General features: G+C 61.4%; 3 protein-coding genes and 1 pseudogene. 2 read left to right on the plus strand and 2 right to left on the minus strand.

Annotated elements, in window-relative coordinates; all coding sequences use genetic code 11:
* Positions 1–269, plus strand: a pseudogene (locus ACH2EH_RS08550) (hypothetical protein); the annotation flags it as partial.
* Here ACH2EH_RS08550 and ACH2EH_RS08555 read toward each other — a convergent pair.
* A complete protein-coding gene (locus ACH2EH_RS08555) occupies positions 255–506 on the minus strand; it encodes an HAD family hydrolase (protein WP_394795370.1) in 252 nt (83 codons plus the stop codon). The pseudogene ACH2EH_RS08550 and the gene ACH2EH_RS08555 sit on opposite strands and share 15 nt — an antisense overlap.
* Before the next feature lie 4 nt (positions 507–510).
* Positions 511–732, minus strand: coding sequence for a hypothetical protein (locus tag ACH2EH_RS08560; RefSeq protein ID WP_395140772.1), 222 nt, complete (start codon positions 730–732; stop codon positions 511–513).
* A 91-nt stretch (positions 733–823) separates the two neighbouring features.
* On the opposite strand from ACH2EH_RS08560, the gene ACH2EH_RS08565 reads away from it, so the two are divergent.
* Positions 824–1855: DUF1549 domain-containing protein (locus ACH2EH_RS08565; RefSeq protein ID WP_395140774.1), on the plus strand; the 1032-nt coding region annotated here is incomplete at its 3' end.

Here is a 1855-nt window from a genome sequence, read left to right on the forward strand (position 1 = left end):
GCGATGGCAGTGTCGTGACTTACTACTGGTACCGGTTCGCCGACCAGCCCGCGCTACTCAATGCCGACTTAACGGCTGCGGAGCGGGAGAAGATGCAGCTCAAAGTGGAGAAGCTGCACCGCACCTGGACCAAGAACCGTGAGTACCTTCCGCCGCCAAAACTCGGCAAGCTCGCGGATCTCGATCCGGCCCAGCTCGTCAAGCCACCCAAGGGGTTAGAGATCGGCTACGTGCCTATCGCAACTCGCCAGGAGCTAGCCAAGCGCTAAGAGCGCACGGGGTGAGTCGAAGCTCTGGTCAGCCAGAGGCCGCAGGGTCTCTGGCTCGGAGGGGCCCCAGAGTGCGGCGAGGGCCTGCATCCCAGCGGCGCGGGCGGCGTGCAGGTCGTGGATCGAGTCGCCCAGATAGGCACAGTGCTCGGGGGCGATACCAAGGCGCGTGGCCGCGAGGAGCAGTGGCTCCGGGTCAGGCTTGTGATTTTGGGTATCGTCGCTGGTGATAATCACCTGGTCACGAGAGCGAGCGGCAGAAAGTCAGCAGCTCCTCTACATCCCCGATATTCTCCTCGGCGAAGAGCGTGGGGAGCGCCCGCCCGATCTTGGGGACGACCTCTTCCCGGGTTGGCGTGCGGCCCGCAAAGAGAGTCAGTGTTTGCTGGTAGCAGTGGACAATCAAACCAATCGAGTCGGTGAGCCTGCCATCGAGATCGAGCAGAAGCGCAGTGGGGAGCATATCCGGATAGTACCTCTCCCGCCAAAGCCCATGTGAGAGTTGCCTACTTCCCTACACTCCGGTACAGTGAGTTCTGAGAGGGAGTGTTGCTATGCGAGGAACGATCCATCAGAGCCTGGTTTTCGGGATACTGGCCGTCGCCGCGACCAGCCTACTGGGCACTCTGGCCAGTGTTGCCGCCCCTTCACAGTCTCTCCCAAAGAGCCTGCCTGCTCCACTGACCTACGAAAAAGCGATCTTGCCGCTCTTTGCCACGCGGTGCCTGGGCTGTCATGGCGCGCGCAAGGCGCAGGCGGGGCTGGATCTACGGACACTCGGCGGGCTTCTTCAGGGCGGTGCATCGGGAAAGGCCATTCGATTAGACCATCCCGAAAAAAGCGCGCTCTATGAGGCACTCGCCTCGGGGCGCATGCCGCCGTCGCCGCAAAAGCTGACTCCCACCGAAACCCAGCGTGTGCTGAGCTGGATTCGTAGCGGGGCAAAGGGGGCGAGCGAGGGCGGTGGGCACTGGGCATTTCGTCCGCCCGTGTCGCCGACGGTTCCCACGGTCTTGGGGGCGGAAAATCCCATTGATGCTTTTCTACTAACAGAACTCCAGAAAAAAGGCCTTGGTTTCTCCCCCGAGGCGGACAAGCGCACGCTTCTGCGCCGTGTGACCTATGACTTGATTGGTTTGCCACCGACTCCTGTGGAGCTGGAGGCATTTATCAAGGATCCAGCCCCGAATGCCTATGCCAAGATCGTGGATCGCCTTCTCGCAGACCCGCGCTACGGCGAGCGGTGGGCACGGCGCTGGCTGGATACGGCGGGCTATGCCGACAGCGAGGGAGTGTTACAGGAGGACCGCGAGCGCCCGAATGCCTGGCGCTACCGGGACTATGTCATTAAGAGCTTTAACGCCGACAAGCCCTACGACAGGTTCTTAAAAGAGCAGATCGCGGGCGAGGAGATTTCGGACTTTCGCAACGTGAAAAAGTGGACGCCTGAGGTTGAGGAGCTGGTGACGGCGACGGGCTTCCTGCGCACTGCCGTGGATGCCACGCGCGATGATTTTAACGAGCACCAGTTCACGGAGTATCAGTACCGGATGCTCCACGACACGCAGACCATTCTTGTCTCCTCG

The organism is Armatimonas sp. (assembly GCF_043760365.1).
GTDB lineage: Bacteria > Armatimonadota > Armatimonadia > Armatimonadales > Armatimonadaceae > Armatimonas.

Coding starts and splice junctions, on each gene's coding strand:
- ACH2EH_RS08560 (WP_395140772.1), bottom strand. CDS start 732: ATGCTCCCCACTGCGCTTCTGCTCGATCTCGATGGCAGGCTCACCGAC.